The following is an 18111-nucleotide window of genomic DNA, read 5'->3' on the forward strand; positions in this document are numbered from 1 at the left end:
TCGAGATGGATCGCAAGGTGCTGGCCGACATCGCCGGCAACGATCCGATCGGTTTCAAGGCCATCGCTGACAAGGTTCGCGCCGCGCTGGCTTAAGGATTGCGGCGGGCTTCCACGCCCGCCTCCGATCTCACTGAAAAGCCCTCCGGCGTCGCCGTCGGAGGGCTTTTTGCTGCGCGCCCTTCCCGCCGATACGACCACGCGATAGAGCACCCAGGCCATGACCGATCTGAACATCCTGAAGACCGACCTGATCGCCCAGGTGGAGGCCGCCCCCGACGCCGCCGCCCTGGAGGCGATCCGCATCGCAGCCCTCGGCAAGAGCGGCCAGATTTCCGAGCTGCTGAAGTCGCTGGGCAAGATGAGCCCCGACGAGCGCCGCGAGCAAGGTCCGCTGATCAACGGCCTGCGCGACGCCGTCGCCAGCCGGCTGGGCGAACGCAAGGCGCAGATGGAGGCCGCTGAGCTCGACCGCCGCCTGGCCGCCGAGGGCGTCGACCTGTCCCTGCCCGCCCCGCCCCGACGCCGGGGCAGCGTCCATCCCACCATGCAGGTGATGGACGAGATGGTCTCCATCTTCGCCGAAATGGGCTTCTCGGTGGCCGAAGGCCCGGACATCGAGACCGACTTCAACAATTTCACCGCGCTGAACTTCCCGCCCAAGCACCCGGCGCGGGAGATGCACGACACATTCTTCATGGCGGCCGACGAGGCCGGCGAGCGCAAGGTGCTGCGCACCCACACCAGCCCGGTGCAGGTGCGGGTGATGCGCCAGATCAACGAGAAGGTCCCGGCCTGGGTCGCCACCGGCCAGGAGCCGCCGATCCGCGTGGTGGTGCCTGGCCGCACCTATCGCTGCGACTCCGACGCCACCCACACGCCCATGTTCCACCAGATGGAGGGCCTGGTGATCGACAAGGCCGTCCATATGGGCCACCTGAAATGGACGCTGGAGACCTTCATCTCGCGGTTCTTCGAGACCGAGGGCGTGGTCAGCCGGTTCCGGCCGCACCACTTCCCCTTCACCGAGCCGTCGGCGGAGATGGACGTGCAGTGCGACCGGTCGGGCGGCGACATCAAGATCGGCCAGGGGACCGACTGGCTGGAGGTGGTGGGCTGCGGGATGGTGCATCCCAATGTGCTGCGCAACTGCGGCCTGGATCCCGAGATCTGGCAGGGCTTCGCCTTCGGCTTCGGCGTCGATCGGCTGGGCATGCTGAAATACGGCATGCCGGACCTGCGCGACATGTTCGCCGGCGACGCCCGCTGGCTCGGCCACTACGGCTTTTCGCCCTTCGCCATGCCAAACCCGGCCACGGGTTTGAGCTGACCTCTGTTCGAAGCGCCCTTCTTAAGGGGCGCCCCCGGTGCAAGCGCGAGGTCCGCCTCGCCGCTTGGCCAGCCCCCCTCGCAGGAGGGGACGGATCTGACGAGCTGATACGATGAAGTTCACTCTTTCCTGGCTCAAGGAACACCTGGAGACCCAGGCCACTGTCGATCAGGTGGTCGAGGCCATGACCATGGCCGGCCTGGAGGTCGAGCATGTGGAGAATCCGGCGGCCAAGCTGGCGGCCTTCTCCGTGGCCAAGATCATCGAGGCGGTGCAGCACCCCAACGCCGACCGCCTGCGGGTCTGCCAGGTGGACACCAAGGACGGCCGCAAGGAGATCGTCTGCGGCGCCCCGAACGCGCGGCCTAGCCTGACCACCATCTATGCGCCGCTGGGCGCCTATGTGCCGGGCTCGGGCATTACGCTGGAGGCGCGCCCGGTGCGCGGGGTGGTCTCCAACGGCATGCTCTGCTCGGCCTCAGAGCTCGAGGCCGCCGAGGAGTCCGAGGGGATCATGGAGCTGCCGGGCGATCTCGCCGTCGGGACCTCGGCCGCCGATGCCCTGGGCCTGGAAGCGGTCATCGATTTCGAGGTGACCCCCAACCGCCCCGACTGGCTGGGCGTCGCAGGCATCGCCCGTGATCTGGCCGCCGCGGGCCTCGGCACGCTGAAAAATACGTCGGTGGCGCCGGTGAAGGGCGCCTTCCCCTGCCCGGTGGCCATTCGGCTTGATGCGCCGGACGCCTGCCCGGTCTTTTCCGGCCGGCTGATCCGCGGCGTGAAAAACGGCCCCTCGCCGGCCTGGCTGCAGCAGAAGCTGATCTCCATCGGCCTGCGCCCGATCAATACCCTGGTCGATATCACCAACCTGATCTCCTACGACCGGGCCCGGCCCCTGCACGTCTATGACCGGGCCAAGCTGGTGGGCGACGTGATCGTGGCCCGCCTGGGCGCTGGTCGGGACGCCAGCGCGCCGAGCCATACCGATGCGCCGACGCCGGCCGAACACCGGGACGAACAGCTGATCGCCCTGGACGGCAAGACCTATGACCTGACCTCGGAAATGTGCGTCATCGCCGACGCTGGCGGTGAGCGGCCCGTCGGCCTGGGCGGCGTCATGGGCGGCGAGAGCACCGGCTGTTCGGACGACACCACCGAGGTCTTCCTGGAAAGCGCCTGGTTCGATCCGATCCGCACCGCCCAGACCGGCCGCACTACTGGCATCACGTCGGACGCCCAGTACCGTTTCGCCCGCGGCGTCGATCCGGGCTTCGTCGTCGATGGCCTGGAATTGGCCACCCGGCTGATCCTGGATCTTTGCGGCGGCGAGGCCTCCGTGGTCGTGGTCGCGGGCGAGCCGCCTGCGGCGCCAGAGTCCATCGCATTTGACCGCAGCTATGTGCGCCAGCTCACCGGCCTGGCCTTGAGCGATGACCGCATCGACCAGATCCTGCGGGACCTGGGCTTTTCCGTGGACGGCGGTCAGGTCACCCCGCCCACCTGGCGGCGCGACGTCGAAGGCCGCGCCGACCTGGTGGAAGAGGTGGCGCGGATCGAGGGCTATGGCGCCCTGCCCGTCGAGCCCCTGCCTGAGATGCCCCGGCCCGCCGGCGGCGTGCTGAGCGTGCGCCAGGGCCGGATGCGCACCGCCCGCCGGGCCATGGCGGCCATGGGCTATGCTGAGACGGTCAGCTGGAGCTTCCTGCCCCGCAGCGCTGCGCGGCTGTTCGGCGGCGGCGACGACGCCCTGATGATCACCAACCCGATCTCTTCCGATCTGGACTGCATGCGGCCCTCGGTCCTGCCCAATCTGATCGAGGCGGCCGGGCGAAACGCCCGCAAGGGGTTCGCCGATGTGGCCCTGTTCGAGATCGGCCCGATCTATCGGGACGATACGCCAGCGGGCCAGTCGTCGGTTGTGGCCGGCCTGATCGCCCCCCATGCGCCCCGGCGCTGGGACGGGGGCGGCGATGATCCGCTGTTCACGCTCAAGGCCGATCTGATGGCCCTGCTGGACGAACTGGGGGCGCCTGCCCTGCAGACCGCCCAGGGGTCGTCCTCGTCCTGGTGGCATCCGGGCCGCTCGGCTCGCCTGCAGCTTGGCCCCAAGACCATCGTGGCCGAGTTCGGCGCGCTGCATCCGCAGGTGCTGAAGACCCTGGACGTGGCCGGACCGATGCTGGCCTTCGAGCTCAATATCGACGCTCTGCCGGAGGGCAAGCGCAAGGCGGTGAAGACCAAGGCCGCCCTGTCGCTCTCGCCGCACATGCCGCTCAGCCGCGACTTCGCCTTTGTGGTGGATGAGGCGGTGGCCGCGGGCGACCTGATCCGGGCGGTGTCCGGCGCCGACAAGGCGCTGATCGCTCAGGCCCGGGTGTTCGACGTCTATCGCGGGGCCAACCTGGGCGAGGGCGTGAAGTCCCTGGCCGTGGAGATCCTGGTCCAGCCGCAGGACCACACCCTGGCCGAGGCCGAGATCGAGCAGCTTTCGGCCAAGGTGGTGGCCGCCGCGGCCAAGGCCGTAGGCGCCCGTCTGCGCAGCTAGGGCGAAGGGCGCGGCGTCTGCCGCGCCCGTCCCCTTTAGAACGGGAAGATGTTGCGCTGGCGGCTATAGGCCAGGTAGCCGACATTGGCCCCCAGACGCAGGCCGACCCCGGCCCGGATGGGCGCCAGGATGATGTCGTTGGCCCGCTGGTAGTTCACCCCAAGGCCGCCGACCAGATAGGCCGTGCCCTCAACGCCGGGGAAGCGTTGAAAGATCGCGTCCGGATAGTGCAGGTTGTAGCAGAGGGTGAAGACCCGGCTTGCGTTGGCGCCCAGATCCCAGCCGAGGGAGGGTCCCTGCCAGAAGACCTCCTGGGTCTGGCGGTTCTTCATGTAGAGCAGGCCGCGGCCGTAGCGGGCGCCGATGGTGATGGCGGCCGAGCCTTCCTCGCCAGCGATATAGCCGGTGGGGCTGCCGTTCTCGGCGAAGACGCGCTCAATCGCCCCGCCGGCGGCCTCAGCCGTCACGCCGAGGAAGTCGGACACATCACGGACGATCTCGTCGCGGGAATAGGTGGCGGCCTGCTGGGCCTCCACCGGGAAGTTGGGGTCCTGCTCAGGCAGGGGCGCCCCCTGAGGGGCGGGCTGGGCCGTGGCGCAGCCGGCGAGGCCAGCCGTGCCGGCCGCCGCCAGTCCGCTTACGATCAGCTTGCGACGGTCCATGTCTGTTCTCCTGATGACGGTGGGATCGTCCCGTCTCTCGAAGGCATGAATGGGGCAGCTTGGCTTAATGTCTGATTAAGCATGTTGGGTTGCGGGCCTCAGGGCAGAGTGGCGCCAGGCGCAGTCAGATAGATCGGATTGGAGAGCGCCAGCAGCGCCCCATCGAGATCCCTCAACTCCAGCCGCAGCCAGCCCGCCCGGCCGTCGCTGCGTCGGGTGAAGGCCACCGTCGCCTGGGAGCCTTCAGGCACGGGCAGGACTTCAACGGCGCCGCCCGGCTCGACCACATGAAGGCGGGCGGCGGGCGCCCGGCGATGGTCGCGCGGAAGGCGATGACCTGACCCGCCGGCGCCGGGATCTGGCCGCCCATGACGACGCGGGCCTCCCCTGAGTGGGCCTCCAGGTCGAAGGCGGCGAGGCCAGGATGGGTGAGATCGATGAAGGCCCGGCCCGACCGCAGGCCAGCCATCAGGTCAGACTGAGAGAGACTGGCGGCCCAGATCACGGTGGCAGGCCGGCCCAGCGCGCCGTGCGCCTCGACGGGGCGGTCAGGGTCATGGCTGTCGCTGCCGGCGATGGCGGTGATCTGATGACCCTGATCCAGCAGATCTTGCCAGAAGCCGATCCCGCTGAGCGGCGATTCAGCCCTGCCGCCAAACGCGGCCATGGCCCCGCCGTTGAGCACCTCGACCGCATCGATCTTCGAGGCGTCGAGGTCGCCCCGCCAACCGCAGCCCATGCAGGCCTCGCCCGACGGCATGCGCGGGTGGTTGATCGACACCACGGCGCCGCGGCTTCTGGCCCGGTCGGCTAGGGCGTTCAGGTCTGCGGCGCCCGGGGCGCCCAGGCGGAACTCCAGGGGGGCGGTCAGGCCGAACAGATTGGCGTGACCCTGAAAGGTGGTCAGCTCCCGGCCCGGAATCAGCAGGATATCGTCGAAATAGGGCTGCAGTTCCCGCAGGCCCTGGGCGTGGGAGGCGGCGTTGTGTTCGGTGAGCGCCACGAAATCCAGGCCCCGCGCCGCCGCCGCCTCGACGACCTTGAACAGGGGACAGGGGACGGCCGCCCCACGCCGGCTGCGGCAGGTTCCATCACTGTGGCCCGAATGGACATGCAGGTCGCCGCGCCACCAGCCCGGCGCAGCGGCCAGGGGCGTGTCGGAGAGACCTGCGAAGGGCGCATCCTGCGGCTCCAGCCAGATTTCGGCTGTGTAGTGGGTGGTCACTCCGACCCGCAGATTGGGGACGCCCAGGACCAGCGCCCAGCGTCCGGCCGGCAGGGGGCCTGGGAGATAGGACGGCGTCGCATCGGTCGATGCTATCGTGAACCGGTCGCGCGCGCCGCCGCTCCAGCCCCGGAAGCGCTCAGGGTCGCGCAAGCCAAGATCTATCGTCGTGCGGACGTCACCCCCGTCGTGGCGGAAGACAACGATGAGCCGCCCCGTCCCCAAGGGCACGACGAAGGGCGACTCCACATAGGTCTCGTGATCGGCCCGGGTGAGTTGGCCCTCCAGGCGGATGTCGGCTGGGCGTTCAGGAATCGGCGAGGCCGTCGAAGCGCCGGCGAGCGCCACGACCAGAAGACACGCAAGCGCCGCCGCAAGTCGCACCATATTCGCCCCTCGCCCATCGGGCTCAGCGGGAGAGCCCGACCTATCCTGGCAGCATCGGGGCGGTCTTAGAACTCTTCCCAGCTATCGCCCTGGGTCTGGGGCGCCATCTTCAGGGCCGCGGACCCTTGAGTCTGGTAGCGGGCCTGCGGGCGTTGCGTGCGGGGCGGCGGGGCGGTCGGACGCCGAGCGGGCGCGCTTCGGGTTTCGGCGCCGGCCACCGTGAAGCGGCTGATCAGCCGGGTCAGTTCGCCCGCGTCCTGGGCCAGGGCCTGGCTGGCGGCGGTGGACTGTTCGACCATGGCGGCGTTCTGCTGGGTCATCTGGTCCATCTGGTTGACCGCCGTATTGACCTCCTGGAGGCCGGTGGCCTGTTCCTGCGCGCTGGCGGCGATCTCGCTCACGAGGCCTGTGATGCGGCCGACCTGGCTGACGATCCGCTGGAGCGCGTCACCGGTCTTGCCGACCAGGCCGACCCCTTGGGCCACCTGTTCGGTCGAGGCGCTGATCAGGGCCTTGATCTCTTTGGCGGCCTCGGCCGAGCGCTGTGCCAAGGCCCGGACTTCGGAGGCGACCACGGCGAAGCCGCGGCCGGCGTCGCCGGCCCGGGCGGCCTCGACCCCGGCGTTCAGGGCCAGCAGGTTGGTCTGGAAGGCGATCTCGTCGATCACCCCGATGATCTGGCTGATCTGGGCCGAGGACTGCTCGATCTGGCCCATGGCGGCGACCGCCTCGCCGACCACCTGGCCCGACGCCTCAGCATCGGTGCGGGCGGCGCCGACCACGTCACGGGCCTCCTTGGCGCCCTCGGCGGTGCGCTTGACCGTGGCGGTGAGTTCGTCGAGCGCCGCAGCGGTCTCCTCGAGGCTGGCGGCCTGCTGCTCGGTGCGGCGCGAGAGGTCATCAGCCGCCTGGGCGATCTCTGAGGTTGCGCCGTCAATGCTGCTGGTCGCCCCGATGATGGCGCCCATGGCGTCAGCCAGACTGGTGATGGCGGCGTTGAAGTCGGTCTGCAGGCGGGCGTATTCGCTGGGGAAGTCGCCATCGATGCGCGCCATGAGGTCGCCGGCCGCGACAGCTGAGAGACCGGCCCCGATCGCGGCCATGGCCTGCTCCTGGCGGGCATGGGCCGCCTGCTGCTCCTGCAGCCGGCGCTTGCGGTCCATCTCGATCTCGGTCACGTCGGTGGCGAACTTGACCACCCGCACGGGCTTCCCGTCCGCATCGAGGATCGGATTGTAGGTCGCCTGAATCCAGACTTCGCGGCCACCCTTGGCGAGGCGGAGATACTTGCTGGACAGGAATTCGCCGCGGTTCAAGGTCGCCCAGAACGCCTTGTACTCTGAGCCGCCAGCCTCTTCAGGCTGAACAAATATGCGGTGATGACGGCCGACAATTTCTTCGGTCGTGTAGCCCATGGCGTCGAGGAAATTCTGGTTGGCCTTCAGAATTGTGCCGTCCAGAGCGAATTCGATGACCGCCTGCGATCGGTTGAACGCCGCGATCATTCCCTCAGCCTCAATCAGCTGCTGGCCCATAACGGCCCGCTTCGACTTTGAGTTCTTGAACATGCTTCCTCAATACCGCTTGATTTCGTCTGGCGTGGCCTCATCGACGCCGCCAAGCGAGACCATGGGTATTCCAAATCGACTTAACAGGTCTTTACCGATCTGTATTACCAAGGTTGATATATATGCTCTACGCCACCTTAGGGTGTTTTTCAGGCCGTTATTCATGATATCGCCCATCGTAACTGGCCAAATGGCTAGTAAATCTCAGGAGATTCTACTCATTTTGCGTAATTGAGTTCTGGCTCTGGCGGCGGCGGCCCTCTCGCGGGATAGCCCTCTGCGCTAACGGCCCCTTCACCCGCGCTCTGTCAGGCTGTCGGCCTGCATAGGAGTAGCGTTTGTGTCGGCCCTGGCCTGTTTGCGTGTGGTGGTGCGCTCCGATCAGAGCGCACATTCGGAGGAAGCCCTGGGCCTGCTCGTGGCCAAGTTCACCACCGCCTTCCTTGAGGTGCGCTGGTCGTGGCCACGCAAGTTCTCGGCGATCAACCCCTACGCCTTTCTGCTGAACGATCCCCAGGCCGCTGAACTGGACATCGCCGAGCTGGGTCGGCTGTCGGCTGAGCTGCACGCCCATCTGTTCGGAGTGGGGGAGACCGGCGGCGCCGACGTGACCGTTCTGCTGTTCGAGGGCGACGATCCGGCGATGGCGCAGTTCGCCGAGCTGAGCGAGGCGCGTCTGACCCTGGCCATGACGGACGCGAGCGCCGCACCGGAAGGCGGTCGACTGAGCCGCATCACACCGGACGGGCGGCGGCTGAGGTTGCCCCCGATGGCGGTGCGCCCCGATGGGGACGAGGCCGAGGACCCGCCAAGCGGCAGGCCCCCATCCGCAGCCGAACGGAACCCCAATATCGAGGCCGTGCAGGGGGTCTATTACAGCGCCCGGCAGATCTTCATCGCCGATGTGGTGGCCAGCACGCCCGCCGAGGCCCGCACCCACTTCAGCCTTGTAGACGGGAATGACCACCTGCCGGCCAATCCTGCGGCCTTTGACGCCGACTGCGTCGTGGCAGCCTTCCAGTTTCTCGCCGATAGCCCCTCGGACGCCCCGCTGTATCTGCCGATCTCATTCTCCACCCTGCTGCGGCCGTCCCGGCGGGCGGCCTATCTGGACCTGCTGGCCATCCTGCCAGTGTCGGAGCGGAGACGGCTGGCCGCGGCCGTCTATGACGTGCCCCGCGCGCCCTCCTTCCAGGCCTTGAAGCAGCTGCGCGACGCGCTCGACACCCACTTCAGCGCCATCGACCTGCGCACGCTTGATCCGGCCTTCGAGATCGAACAGCTGACCGCCGAGGCCGTGACCAGCGTGACCCTGGTCCTGCCCCAGGCCGAACCCGAGCGGCGGCTGATCGTGCTGCGGCGCTTCATCGCCCGGATCGAGGCCTATAAACGGCGCAGGATCTGGCCAGGCGTCACCAATATCCGCACCCGGCGGGAACTGGACATGGCCCTGGAGGCGAAGGTCCCTTTCCTGACCGGGCCTGGCATCTGTCGTCCCCAGATCAGACCCCTTGGGGGCCGGCCCTGGCCGATCGAACAGTTGCCGGTCCTCTCGACCCTGGTCAGCCCCCGGCCGCAGATCGCCTGAGGCTCAGGCCTTGGCCCGGACCTTGCGCAGACGGCCGCGGATGTCATCGGCGGTCTCGCGCACGCACTCATGGGGATCAGACCCTTCCAAGAGGGCGTGGGCCGCCTTGGGCAGGGCCTGGCGCAGAACCCCAAGGGCCCGCGGGGGCGCCATGATCACCAGACCCTGGAACAGGCCTCGGCGGGCCGGATCGGCCAGGCTCTCGGCGACCCGCTCCAGAAACCGGTCCTCGGCCTCCTCATGCGGCGCTCGCTCGCCAGCGCCATGCTGACCGTGGCCGGCGCGGTCATGGACAGTGGCTCCGTGGGCGGCGGCCTTGGGGTAGTCTCCGCCGGTCCGGCCCATGTGGCGGTCCTCAATCTCTCGCACATCGCCGGCGCGCTGGCGTTCTTCGAAAAGTCGCGCCTGATCGCCATCGGCCACCAGGATCCAGGTGGTTCCCGTCACGTCCATGGTCATGTCCTCCAGTTTCGGCGGCATTCACTCCCGCCGCCGACCGCCGCGCCGTGACACAGATCAATAGAAGGCCCGGCCAGGGCGAGGATCACCTAAGGGATAACCCTGAGTGGGCGCGGCCGACGCGTGGGCCTATCCTTCGACCTGCCGGGCCAAACAGCGCCCGTCAGAGGTCGTTGAGGAAGCCGCCATGTCAGAGATGTCCGCCAACACCGCCGCCCTGGGCGGCGTCCTGGTCCATGTGGAGCCCGGCGAGGCGTCCCGTGATCGTGTCCAGGTGGCCGCCGCCCTGGCCAGGTCCATGGGCGGCCGGCTGATCGGCCTGGGCGCTGAGATGGCCCAACCCCTGGTGGCCAGCCCCTATGGCGGGGTGAACACCGCCGAATGGGTGGTGGCCATGAACAAGCAGATTGATGACGATCTGATCGCCGCTCAGGCGGCGTTCAACCTGGACAGTGCGGGGATCGACAGCGAGTGGCGCGCCATGCGCGAAATGCCGGCCCGGGCGCTGGCCGCAGCGGCCCGAGCCTGCGACGTGGTGGTGGTGAGCGCCCATCCGCAGACCAACTACTACCGAGCCGCCGACCCGGCGGAGGTTGTGATGCGGAGCGGCCGGCCGGTCCTGGTGACGCCCGCCAAGGCGAGCCCCCTCGACGGCCGCGCGGTGGTCCTGGCCTGGAAGGACACCCGCGAAGCCCGCCGCGCCCTGCAGGATGGTCTGCCCTTCCTGCAGCGGGCCGAGCAGGTGGTGGTCGTGGCGGTCTGCGCCCAGGACGAAGCCGGCGCTGTCCAGCGCCAGGTCGATGACGTCATCGCCTATCTGTCCCGGCGCGGCGTTCGCGCCACGGCGAAGGTGAGCATCGCCCCGGACGCCGGCGTGGTCGGCGAACTGAATGCGACCGCCCAGGCCATCGGCGCTGACCTGATCATCGCCGGAGCCTATGGGCAGAGCCGCCTGCGGGAGTGGGTGTTCGGCGGCGTGACCCGCACCCTGATGGACGAGCCGACCTGCCACCTTCTACTGAGTCACTGACGCCCTAGGGGCTCCGCCCACGGAGCACGGAGTGTTTCCGTGGGCTCACCCGTCCTGGCCGCCCGGCGCGCCCGGAAAGAGGCGTGTGACCGCCTCAGTGCGGTTTCGCGCCCCGGCTGCGCCCAGCACAGCCTGAACATGCAGCTTCACCGTGGCGATGGAGATGCCCAGCGTCTTGGCGATCTCCTTGTTCGTGCGGCCCAGACGCATCTCCTCCAGCACTTCACGCTGGCGTTTTGACAGGCGGTCGGTCGGCCCCTGCGCCGCCGAACCTAGCGGCGCCTCGGCCTCTTCAAAACATGGGAAGTACTCTCCGCCGGCCAGGACTAGCCGGATCGCCGCGAGCATCAGCGGCGCCTCGTCGGTCTTGGGCAGTATGCCGGAAAAGCCATGGACCCGGGCGCGGCGGGCCAGGGCCAGATCCCGCTCAGGCGCCATCAACAGGCGGCGAACGGCGGGCGCCGACATGGACTCCGTCAGCACCTCCGCCAGTTCCGCAGCCGACAGCGGATCGACCAAGAGCAGTGAAAAGGGAGGGCTCTCGGCAAGCTCGCCCAAAGTCGCCGCCTCGATCACTGCGCCCTCGCCCAACTCGCCGGACAGCAAAGTCGCCAGGGCCCGTCGGCAGACCGGCTGACGACTTACAATCGCAACTCTGGTTTCACTCACAGTAAATTACCCGCCATACGCGTGCGCCTGAAGGCTCAAGTGATCAAACCTCACTTTGAGTAGGGATATCCTTGATCTGCGTCACCTGGCCGCCCGGCCATGACCATTCGGCGCGGTTCAGGTCAACCGGTGATGGGCGTCGACGCGGCAGGGTCAAGGCATGGCCATTGGGTGGGATTTATCCGGGAAACGAACGGGGAGAGGCTCGCGAGAGGGGAGCTGAAGCCACTCATGAGCCAAATGGAGACCGGATCGATTGCGTCCTCGTCGGCGTCCGGGGCGCCTGACCTGCTGGTCAGCGAGTTCCTGCAGGCCGACTTCGCCTTCATGGTGCTGGACTTCGACGCCGAGCTGCGGTTCGTCGGCGGGGCTTGCGCCCTGCCCGGGGGCGCGGCAGGCAAGGCGCCCTGCACGGCCGGGGCGCGACTGACCCACCTGTTTACGCCCAGCGACCTGGCGCAGCTGGAGCCGCTGATCTCCGGCGCGCTGGAGGCCCGGCCAGGCGCCATCAGGATCGTCTCGGGCTACGGCGCCGAAACCCGGACCCTGAAGCTTGGCGTCCTGCCTCGCTGCCAGGGAGATGGGGCGGGACCGGCGGGGCTCGTCCTGACCATCGAGGATGTCACCCAGCGCCTGGAGAGCCGGCTTCGCCTAGAGGCGCTTGAGGATCGGCTGCGGGCCATTCTCAGCCATGCGGCGGACGCTGTGATCGTCATCGACACCGACGGACGGATCGAACTGGCCAACGGGGCGGCCGAACAGCTGACCGGCTGGGCGGCCGACGACCTGGTCGGCGCCCCGATCACCGTGCTGATGGAAGAACCCTTCCGCAGCAGTCACCAGGGACAGATCGAACGCTATCTGGAGTTTGGCGAAAGCGGGATCCTGAACGTCGGCCCCAGACCCTTTCCGCTACTGCGTCGGGACGGCCGCAGGCTGCCTATAGAGCTTTCGGTGGGCGAGGCGTTCATCGCGGGCGAACGCAAGTTCATCGGCGTCTGCCGGGACATCAGCCAGAGGCTGGAGAAGGACGAGGCGCTGCGTTCGGCCAACGCCGCCCTACGCCACAAGATCGGTGAGCTTCAGGCTGTGAGTCAGGGACTGGAGGCCCAGAAGCTCGCCCTGGAACGCCTGGCCGCCGACAACGCCGCGGCCCGGGCCGAGGCTGAACGGGCCAACCAGGCCAAGTCCCGTTTCCTGGCCACCATGAGCCACGAACTGCGCACGCCACTGAACGGCATACTGGCGGTGTCAGAGGCGCTGGGGCGACGTGGCCTGGCGCCGGCCGATCAGGACCTGGTGGAAATCATCTCCTCTTCGGGCCAGGGCCTGCTCTCCATTCTCAATGAGATCCTCGACCTGTCGCGGGTGGAGTCCGGCCAGCTGCAGATCGAACCCCAGGTCTTCAGTCCCCGAGAGGCGGTCAGGGCGGTGGCCGAGGTCTGGCGTTTCGCGGCCGAAGCCAAGGGGCTGGAGCTGCGGGTTCAGGAGAAGGGCCTGGCCGCCGCAAGGGTCGGGGACGCCCAGCGCCTGCGGCAGATCCTGTCCAACCTGGTGAACAATGCGATCAAGTTCACCGACCGCGGGGCGATCACCCTCAAGGCCCGCCCGGTGAGCCAGGACCAGCGGCTGCGGTTCGAGGTGATCGACAGCGGTCCTGGCGTCGCGGCCCACGACCGGGAGCGGCTGTTCGAACCCTTTGTCCAGGCCGATTCCGAGCGAACCCGGCGCCACGGCGGCGCAGGTCTGGGCCTGGCCATCTGCCGGGAGCTGGCCGGCCTGATGGGCGGACGGATCTGGGTGGAGCCCGCCCCGAGCGGCGGGGCCCGTTTCGTGGTCGATCTGCCCATGCCCTTGGCCGATGCGGCAGGGCCGGCCCGCGAACCGGCGGATCGCGCCTCCGATGGCGGCGCCCGGGCGCATGATCCCAGGATCCTGGTGGCCGAGGATCACCCGCTCAACCGGCTGGTGGCCTCCATCGTCCTGGAGGAGGCTGGGCTGAATTTTGACTTCGCCGAGGACGGCGTGGCGGCCGTGGAGGCAGTGACCCGGGGCGGCTATGATCTGGTGCTGATGGACGTCAACATGCCTCGCATGGACGGGCTTGAGGCCACCCGCCAAATTCGGGCCCTGGCCAGCCCCCTGTGCGATATCCCCATCGTCGCCGTAACGGCCAATGCGGCGCCCGACGAAGTCGAGGCCTGTATGCGCGCAGGTATGACCGCCTTTGTCGCCAAGCCCATACGGGCGGCCGAGCTGCTAGAGGTGCTGTCTGCGGCCCTGTGGGCCGCCGACGCCGTCAGACCTGGTTGACGATATTGCCCTTGACCACCGCCTGGCCGTCCGGGGCGAGGTCGAGGCGGGTCTGCGGCAGGGCGAGCGGCCCTCGCAGGGTCTGGTTCACCTCGTCAATACCCGCAGGCTCGCGCCCCCGGGCGAGCAGGTAGCGCAGCGAGATGCGCTCGTGGTCGGCGGCGTCAGGCTGGGTGCCGTGCAGGGTGCAGGCGTGCCAGATGGCGGCGAAGCCGGCTGGCCCGGTGAGCAGCTTCTGGCGCACCGCGGTCTCTCCGCCGCGGCCATCACGATAGGTCCAGGTCTCGGCGTCCTGACGGGTCAGGTCGTGCGGAAACACCGTCCCGCCCAGCTGGTGCGAGCCAGTGAGCAGGAACAGCGGCGCGTCCAGCTGGCTGACGGGATGGAGATAGACATAGAGGGTCAGGAAATCGGCCGGCCGGTCGCGGTAGTCGATCAGGTCCTGGTGGAAATCGATCCCGTAGAAATAGGTCACGTCCCGGTACTCCGGCCGCACATAGGCGCCGAGATTGTTCACCGGATTACCCAGGATCCGAGTCCTGAGCCAGGGCGGCACCGAGGCCTGGGGCACGCCGCAGACCACCTTGCGGTTCAACAGCTCGTAGCCGTCCCCGAGCAGCGCCTGGATGGCGCTGGCGATGTGCGGAGCCTGCTCGACGAAGTCCAGACGGTCTTCGAACCGTTCGAGCAGGTTGCGGCCCGGGCGGGGATTGACGCCCACATGCTGCGGATCGGCGTCGAATTCGGCCTCGCTCAGGAACAGCCGGTGGTCGAAGGGGCGGGTGGCGCGGATGTCGGCCAGCACGGCGGCCGCGGCCTGGGGGTCGACCAGATCCTCGAAGACATGGGCCCCGTGGGCGATGAAGTCGGCGACGGCGGGATGGGGCGTGACGGGCGCGGCGGCGCGGACGGCGGTCATGAAGCCTCCGAGATTGCCCGCGGAGTCTCCCCTGCGCCCCTGAAGAACCCGTTAACCCTGTCAGGCGCGCTCACCCGCCGCCGTCTGGTCGTCCGGGCGCCAGGAGAGGCGCGTCGGCCGGTGGCGGGTTTTGCTCCAGCTCGGCGATCAGGGCCTTCATCTCGGCGATCTCGCGCACCTGGGCGGCCAGGATCTTATCGGCCAGGACCCGCACCCGAGGATCGCGAATATGGGCCCGTTCGCTGGTCATGATCGCGATGGAGTGGTGCGGCGTCATGGCCTTCATATAAGCCACATCGCCCACGGCAGTCTGGCTGCGCACCATCCACAGGGCGCCGGCGAAGACGACCACCGCGCCGGCGAGGATGGCGAGATTCAAGGCTTTGTTGGGATACATGCTGAGCATGAAGAGCAGCATGATAACGGCCATGGTCGCGCCCATGACCAGGGCCATATAGGCGCGGGTCTGACTGAACATCACATGGTCGAGGGCGTAGGTGTTCAGATACATCAACACGAACATGACCAGGGTCGAGGTGGCGATCATGGCGCCAAATCGGGCATAGCTCATGGCAGGCCTCCTGTTTTGCTGGAGGCGGAACGCACAGGCTCGTCTTTGGCGCCCTTAAGTCGCCGGACCCGGCCGTAAGGCCCGCCAGCCTAGCGCCAGGATCGCGATCAGCAGGGCCTCGACGATCATCGGCGGGATCTGCATCACGCCACCGCCCGAGGCGATCAGGCTGATCACCCGCCCGGTGAGGGCGAGGCCCAGCAGGATCAGGGCCGGCGCCAGCCAGCGGCGATCTGCCCGCAGGGCCGCCAGGAGGGCGAACAGGCCGCCCGCCCCGAAGAAGCCCCCGAGGTCGGCTCGCAGACTGGCGATCCCCAGCGGGCCATTGGCCGCCAGTCCGAGGGTGGCCGCGAACACCAGGGGCTGAGTCCAGATCCGCAAGGCGATGGCGACCATGAGCAGGCCCACCAAACCCACCAGGCCCCGCGCAATCCCGCGCCCCAGAGTGGCGGCGCGCTCGGGCCGGCTGCGGGCGAACCGCCGCCAGCCGAACACCGCAAGGCCGATGACCGCCACTAGAACGCCGAGACCGATCAGCAGGGGCGCGCGGAAGTCCGCCAGAATATGGGCCGCCAGGTTCAGGGCGATCTGCCGGTCGGCGGAGAAACCCTCTGGAATCTCGGCGGCGCCGACCGCCTTCGCATAGGCTTGGTAATCGGCCAACATGCCGGCCACCCGCTCAGGCTGCGCCAGCGCCAGGTCCGTGGTCTCCCCGGGATCGCGGACGATGTCGTAAAGTCGCCAGGCGGGATCGCCCCAGACGCCGGCGTTGCGGGTAAGCTTGTAGTCGCCCTTGAACAGGGCCGCGTCGCCGGCCGCCTCAAGGCCGACGGGATCGTCTGGTCCGTAGACCCGGTCGGCTTGGCCCGTCAGCACCGGCGTCAGGCTGCGGCCATGCAGGGGCGGATGATCGACGCCTACCAGGTCGAGCAGGGTCGGGGCGATGTCGGAGATGAGGCTGAAGGCCCGCACCGTCTGGCCCTGCGGCAGACCCGGCCCGGCCATGATCAGCGGGACCCGCAGGCCGCCCTCCCCGGTGTAGAACTTGTAGAGCGCGCCCGGCGCCGCCGCCGCGCTGGCCCAGCCTGGGCCGATGGCGGCGTAGGTTCCAGGCCCGCCCATGATGTCAGGCCCATACGCGTAGCCCTGCCGTCGCAGCCAGAGCCGAAACAGCGGCTCGGCCACCGGGTCGCCGGCTTCCGGCCCGTTGTCGGAGAGGATGACAAACAAGGTGTTGTCGTACTGGCCGGTGGCCCGCAGGTGGTCCACCAGCCGCCCGAAGTGGTGGTCCATGGCCTCCAGCATGCCGGCGTTGATGGCCATGGACCGGGCCGCCAGGGCCTGGGCCTCCGGCGACAGGGCGTTCCACTCCGCCACATTGCGCGGCGGCGGGCCCATGGGCGTCTCAGCCGAGATCAGCCCCGTCCGCACCGCCCCCTGGCGCCGGCGCTCCCGCTGGGCCGTCCAGCCGTCGCGATAGGTCGCCTCGTACTTGCGAACATAGGACTCTGGCGCCTGAACCGGGATGTGGATGGCCAGGAAGGGGAGATAGGCGAAGAAGGGCGCGGCGTCCCCTGACCCGTCGCCGATATAGCCGATCATCTGGTCGACCAGGAATTCCGACGAATAGAAGTTCTTCGGCAGGGTGGCGGGCTTGCCGTCCTCGAACCAGGGCGAGCGCTTGTAGAGGGGGAAGTAGGACCGCTCATCCCAGTTGTCGCCGCCGGTGGCGTCCAGGGCGAAGGAGCGGTCGAAGCCGTGGGCGTCGGGCACGTCGCCGGGACCGTGACCCAGGTGCCATTTGCCGGCCATGTAGGTGCGATAGCCGGCCCGCTTCAGGCGGGTGGCGACGGTTTCAACGCCCGGCGCCAGGCGCCCCTGATAGGCCGGCAGGTCGCGATGGGCCGGCGGCGTGGTCTCCGGCAGGTTGGCGACGCCGGCCGTATGGCTGTCGAGACCGGTCATCAGCATGGCCCGCGACGGCGCGCACATGGGCGTGGCGTGGAAGTTGGAGAACCGCGCGCCGCGGGCGGCCAGGGCGTCGATGGTCGGGGTGGCGATCTCGCTCCCATAGGCGCCGAAGTCGGTATAGCCGGCGTCGTCCACCAGGATCAGGACGATGTTCGGGCGCTTGGCGTCCGTCTGGGCCTGAGCCTCCGCCGGCGGCGCCAGCAGGGCGCAGGTCAGGGCCAACAGGCCGCAGACCAGACCGATCAGAGGGCGGGAACGCCCCTGCCCCATAACCCTACCCCGACCCGACATGCGCCGCCCCCATCAATGTCTGCGATCTATATGCACGACGACTGCCAATTCATGCAAGCTCGCACCGCCGACCTCCCGCCCGAGCCTAGGGGCTTGAGTCTCGGAGACAATGGCGCGTATCGTGCCAAAACTTTGGTCGGGGAGGCCGTCGATGTCGCGCAAAATCTGGTTGGGAGTGGGGCTCGCCCTCCTGGTGGCCATCGGGCTTGGCCTGGCCAACTACAAGTCAATCATCCTTTTCGTGGTGGGGAACCTGGGCAAACAGGAGATCGCCGAAAACCAGGAAATTGAGTGGGCCAGGGGCCCCGATGTGGCGCCTGAGGGCGAGCGGCCACCCAATGTGATCGTCATTCTGGCCGACGACCTGGGCATCAACGACATCAGCACCTTTGGCGGCGGCATCGCTGGCGGCCTTGTCAAGACGCCGAACATAGACGCCCTGGCCGCCCGAGGCGCCAATCTCAGCCAGGCCTATGCCGGCCAGGCCACCTGCGCGCCGTCGCGGGCGATGATCATGACCGGTCGCTACGCCACCCGGCACGGCTTCGAGTTCACGCCGACCCCGGACGGCATGACCCGCATTC

At 68.4% G+C, this 18111-nt stretch carries 14 protein-coding genes and 1 pseudogene; 7 read left to right on the top strand and 8 right to left on the bottom strand.

The window, feature by feature from the left end; translation table 11 throughout:
* From rplT to pheT, 3 genes and pseudogenes are all read left to right on the top strand, one after another.
* Positions 1 to 95 (top strand): annotated as a pseudogene (gene rplT / locus Q8N19_RS13210) (50S ribosomal protein L20); the annotation flags it as partial.
* 124 nt (positions 96 to 219) lie between these two features.
* Positions 220 to 1329, top strand: coding sequence for a phenylalanine--tRNA ligase subunit alpha (pheS, locus tag Q8N19_RS13215; protein ID WP_305591381.1), 1110 nt, complete (start codon positions 220 to 222; stop codon positions 1327 to 1329).
* A gap of 112 nt (positions 1330 to 1441) precedes the next feature.
* A complete protein-coding gene (gene pheT, locus Q8N19_RS13220) occupies positions 1442 to 3874 on the top strand; it encodes a phenylalanine--tRNA ligase subunit beta (RefSeq protein WP_305591383.1) in 2433 nt (810 codons plus the stop codon).
* 35 nt (positions 3875 to 3909) lie between these two features.
* Here pheT and Q8N19_RS13225 read toward each other — a convergent pair whose 3' ends face one another.
* The 3 genes from Q8N19_RS13225 to Q8N19_RS13235 form a co-directional block, all read right to left on the bottom strand.
* Positions 3910 to 4536 carry a DUF1134 domain-containing protein gene (locus Q8N19_RS13225; RefSeq protein ID WP_305591385.1) on the bottom strand — a complete coding sequence of 209 codons (627 nt, stop codon included), beginning with the start codon at positions 4534 to 4536 and terminating at the stop codon, positions 3910 to 3912.
* Positions 4537 to 4708: 172 nt separating this feature from the next.
* The gene (locus Q8N19_RS13230; protein WP_305591387.1) at positions 4709 to 6148 is read right to left on the bottom strand and encodes a CehA/McbA family metallohydrolase; all 1440 of its coding nucleotides are present in this window, start codon (positions 6146 to 6148) and stop codon (positions 4709 to 4711) included.
* Between the two features lie 65 nt (positions 6149 to 6213).
* Entirely contained in the window at positions 6214 to 7716 is a 1503-nt protein-coding gene (locus Q8N19_RS13235; RefSeq protein ID WP_305591389.1) for a PAS domain-containing methyl-accepting chemotaxis protein, read from the bottom strand.
* 340 nt (positions 7717 to 8056) lie between these two features.
* Between Q8N19_RS13235 and Q8N19_RS13240 the strand changes: the two genes are divergently transcribed.
* The gene (locus Q8N19_RS13240; protein WP_305591391.1) at positions 8057 to 9304 is read left to right on the top strand and encodes a hypothetical protein; all 1248 of its coding nucleotides are present in this window, start codon (positions 8057 to 8059) and stop codon (positions 9302 to 9304) included.
* A gap of 3 nt (positions 9305 to 9307) precedes the next feature.
* On the opposite strand, the gene Q8N19_RS13245 is transcribed toward Q8N19_RS13240, so the two are convergent.
* Entirely contained in the window at positions 9308 to 9784 is a 477-nt protein-coding gene (locus Q8N19_RS13245; protein ID WP_305591392.1) for a host attachment protein, read from the bottom strand.
* A 166-nt stretch (positions 9785 to 9950) separates the two neighbouring features.
* Here Q8N19_RS13245 and Q8N19_RS13250 point away from each other — a divergent pair, with 166 nt between their 5' ends.
* On the top strand, positions 9951 to 10793 hold the full coding sequence (locus tag Q8N19_RS13250) for a universal stress protein (RefSeq protein ID WP_305591394.1): 843 nt from the start codon (positions 9951 to 9953) through the stop codon (positions 10791 to 10793).
* A 45-nt stretch (positions 10794 to 10838) separates the two neighbouring features.
* On the opposite strand, the gene Q8N19_RS13255 is transcribed toward Q8N19_RS13250, so the two are convergent.
* A complete protein-coding gene (locus Q8N19_RS13255; RefSeq protein WP_305591396.1) occupies positions 10839 to 11462 on the bottom strand; it encodes a response regulator transcription factor in 624 nt (207 codons plus the stop codon).
* 231 nt (positions 11463 to 11693) lie between these two features.
* Between Q8N19_RS13255 and Q8N19_RS13260 the strand changes: the two genes are divergently transcribed.
* Positions 11694 to 13775 (top strand): ATP-binding protein, encoded by a 2082-nt coding sequence (locus Q8N19_RS13260; RefSeq protein WP_305591398.1) that lies wholly within the window; start codon positions 11694 to 11696, stop codon positions 13773 to 13775.
* Here Q8N19_RS13260 and Q8N19_RS13265 read toward each other — a convergent pair.
* The 3 genes from Q8N19_RS13265 to Q8N19_RS13275 all read right to left on the bottom strand — a co-directional run bounded on the left by Q8N19_RS13265 (position 13762) and on the right by Q8N19_RS13275 (position 17506).
* Positions 13762 to 14694, bottom strand: coding sequence for a phytanoyl-CoA dioxygenase family protein (locus Q8N19_RS13265; protein WP_305591400.1), 933 nt, complete (start codon positions 14692 to 14694; stop codon positions 13762 to 13764). The genes Q8N19_RS13260 and Q8N19_RS13265 overlap by 14 nt on opposite strands.
* 70 nt (positions 14695 to 14764) lie before the next feature.
* Positions 14765 to 15265 (bottom strand): DUF305 domain-containing protein, encoded by a 501-nt coding sequence (locus tag Q8N19_RS13270; RefSeq protein WP_305591402.1) that lies wholly within the window; start codon positions 15263 to 15265, stop codon positions 14765 to 14767.
* Positions 15266 to 15319: 54 nt separating this feature from the next.
* Positions 15320 to 17506: an arylsulfatase gene (locus Q8N19_RS13275; RefSeq protein ID WP_305591404.1), complete on the bottom strand. Its 2187-nt coding sequence runs from the start codon at positions 17504 to 17506 to the stop codon at positions 15320 to 15322.
* A 172-nt stretch (positions 17507 to 17678) separates the two neighbouring features.
* Between Q8N19_RS13275 and Q8N19_RS13280 the strand changes: the two genes are divergently transcribed.
* On the top strand, positions 17679 to 18111 hold a 433-nt coding region (locus Q8N19_RS13280), incomplete at its 3' end, for a sulfatase-like hydrolase/transferase (protein WP_305591406.1).

Source organism: Phenylobacterium sp. (assembly GCF_030693405.1).
Taxonomy (GTDB): Bacteria; Pseudomonadota; Alphaproteobacteria; order Caulobacterales; family Caulobacteraceae; genus Phenylobacterium.